Below are 2,351 nucleotides of genomic sequence, written 5' to 3' on the forward strand. Positions count from 1 at the left end.
GGTGTAGGCGGTGGGGGGCGAGGTCGGCTGCGGGGTCCCCTGCATTGCGGTCTCCATTGCACTAGTGCATAATCTGTTTTGTGCTAGGAGAGTATCGGATCGAAGGGCGTCGCGCAGCAGAGATTGCGGCGAGCGTCGAGCGTGCGGTCGGTGCGGGGCAGTTGGAGCCGGGGCAACTGCTGCCGCCGATGCGGGAGTTGGCGGCCGAGCTGGGTGTGAATCCCAATACGGTCGCAGCCGCTTACCGCACCCTGCGTGAGCGCGGGGTCATCGAGACCGCCGGGCGCCGCGGCAGCCGGGTGCGGTCCAAGCCGGCCACGACAGGGCGCGAGTACATCCGGGTGGACGTACCGGAAGGCGTACGCGACCTCGCCGACGGCAATCCGGACCCGGCGCTGCTCCCGCCGCTCGCGAAGGCGTTCGCGGCGGCTGCCGAGGAGGGTGACCGCGCTCCCGTTCTCTACGGTCAGGCCCCCGTCGAGCCGGATCTGGCACGGATCGCGCGCGCGGATCTGGACACCGACAGCGTGCCGGACGGACCGGTCACCGTCACCTCCGGCTCGCTCGACGCCATCGAGCGCGTCCTGGCCGCGCACCTCAAGCCGGGCGACACGGTGGCAATCGAGGACCCGGGGTGGGGCAGTGTGCTCGACCTCGCCCCGGCGCTCGGACTGCGCACGATCCCTGTGGGTGTCGACGACGAAGGGCCGCTCCCCGACGACGTACGCCGCGCTCTGGAGGCCGGGGCGCGTGTCCTGATCGTCACGGACCGGGCGCAGAACCCGACCGGCGCCGCGGTGACCGCCACGCGTGCGCGTGCCCTGCGGTCCGTGCTCGCGGACCACCCGGGGACCCTGCTGATCGAGGACGACCACGGCCACCGGATCGTCGACCAGCCCCTCCACCCGCTGGCGGGCGTCACGCGTCACTGGGCCTTCGTCCGCTCGGTCGCCAAGGCCTACGGGCCCGACCTGCGGCTCGCCGTGCTCACCGGCGACGCCGTGACCGTGGACCGGGTGCGAGGGCGGCAGCGGCTCGGGCCCGGATGGGTGAGCCGGCTGGTGCAGCGGGCGGTGGTGCGGCTGTGGGCCGACGGTGCCGTGGACGCGCGGGCCGTGGCGGGAGCGTACGGGCGAAGGCGCGACGCGCTGATCGGTGCGCTCGCGGACCGCGGGGTGGCGGCGCGGGGGCACAGCGGGATGAACGTGTGGGTCCCCGTGCCGGACGAGACCGGCGCGGTCGCCCGGCTGCTGCACGCGGGCTGGGCCGTGGCACCCGGCGCCCGCTTCCGTCTGAGCGCGCCGCCCGGCATCCGGATCACGGTGTCCACGCTCACCGAGGACGAGATCGCGCCCGTGGCGGACGCCGTGGCCTCGGCGATCCGCCCGGCGCCCGCTCGGCGTTATGTGTGACGTCCCGTCAAGCGCTCATCGTGTACGGGGCTTCACCTGGGTCAGTGCCGCGCCCGCCAGCACGATCGCCGCACCGACCGGAGTGGACCAGGTGAGCGACTCGCCGAGGATCGCGACGCCCGCGGCCGTGGCGATCACCGGGATGAAGTACGTGACCATCTGGGCGGTGGTCGGGCCGACCTCGGCGACGATGCCGTACTGCACGAGCATCGCGAGACCGGTGCCCAGGGCACCGAGCGCGACGATCGCGAGCAGGGGCAGCACCGGGAAACTGGCGGGCAGGGACGTGAACAGTGGGGTGACGACAGCGAGTTGGACGGTGGCCAGCAGCAACTGGGCGCCCGTCAGGGAGAGGTTCGAGTGGTCGGAGCCCGCCAGTGTGCGGCGGACGTAGATCCAGCCGATCGGATAGCTGAGCGAGGCCAGCAGAGCCATCGCCGTGCCCGAGGCGTCCAGGCCGTTGAAGCCCTGCCAGGCGCCGAGGACGGTGAGCACGCCGAGGAAGCCGAGCCCGAGCCCGGCGACCCGCACCCGCGTCGGCCGGTCCTCGGAGAGCGCGACCAGTGACAGGGTCATGCCCCACAGGGGCGAGGTCGCGTTGCAGATGCCCGCGAGCGTCGACGGGATCGTCAGCTCCGCATAGGCGAAGAGGGAGAAGGGCAGCGCGTTCAGCAGCAGGGCCGCGACCGTGAGGTGGCCCCAGGTGCGGGCGCCCCGCGGAAGCCGCTCCCGCTTCACCGCCATCGCCACCGCGAGCACCGCCGTCCCGAACAACAGCCGTCCGAAGGTCACCTGGAAGGGGGCGTAGCCCTCCGTGCCGACCTTGATGAGGAGGAAGCTGAAGCCCCAGATGAGGGCGAGGAAGCCGAAGCGGATGCGCCAGTCGACGGACGGACGGCGATGTTCGGCGGCGGCCGGGGTCTGGGTGGGGGCCTGGGC

General features: G+C 72.8%; 2 protein-coding genes. One reads left to right on the forward strand and one right to left on the reverse strand.

The features are described from left to right. Nucleotides 1–80 precede the first annotated feature (80 nt). Nucleotides 81–1,412 carry an aminotransferase class I/II-fold pyridoxal phosphate-dependent enzyme gene (locus FPZ41_RS46115; RefSeq protein ID WP_322621589.1) on the forward strand — a complete coding sequence of 444 codons (1,332 nt, stop codon included), beginning with the start codon at nucleotides 81–83 and terminating at the stop codon, nucleotides 1,410–1,412. A gap of 15 nt (nucleotides 1,413–1,427) precedes the next feature. On the opposite strand, the gene FPZ41_RS46120 is transcribed toward FPZ41_RS46115, so the two are convergent. Next, nucleotides 1,428–2,351 (reverse strand): DMT family transporter (locus FPZ41_RS46120; protein ID WP_152870830.1); only part of this gene is annotated, 924 nt, incomplete at its 5' end.

Source organism: Streptomyces acidicola, from assembly GCF_009377235.1.
Taxonomy (GTDB): domain Bacteria; phylum Actinomycetota; class Actinomycetes; order Streptomycetales; family Streptomycetaceae; genus Streptomyces; species Streptomyces acidicola.